A 295-nucleotide genomic window follows, 5' to 3' on the forward strand; every position below is an offset into this window, starting at 1 on the left:
CGCCGTAGGAGCAAATCCTCCCCAGGAATCTCTCAGGCCCACGTACCGCCGCGGCGAGGCAACTCTGGAAAGCAGTCCGTCACGCGGGCTCACCGACGGTGCAAGCGGCACCCTGTAAGAGCAGGGGCCGCGGAAACTCTCAGGTCACATACAGAGCGGGGAGGAACCCGAATCATCGTCGCACCCTCGGTGCGACCTGAATTATGGAGTTCCCCGTGACGAACAAGCCCTCCCTTTCCCCCCTGGCACCAGAAGGCCGGAAAATGCTGCGGATCGAGCAGCGGAATGCGGCCAC

The 295-nt window shown here is 63.4% G+C and carries 1 riboswitch.

Annotated features, from left to right (window positions below):
- The first annotated feature begins 54 nt into the window (after positions 1-54).
- A riboswitch (glycine riboswitch) is annotated at positions 55-164 on the top strand.
- The last annotated feature ends 131 nt before the right edge of the window (positions 165-295 follow it).

The organism is Arthrobacter sp. PsM3 (assembly GCF_030433895.1).
Taxonomy (GTDB): Bacteria; Actinomycetota; Actinomycetes; order Actinomycetales; family Micrococcaceae; genus Arthrobacter.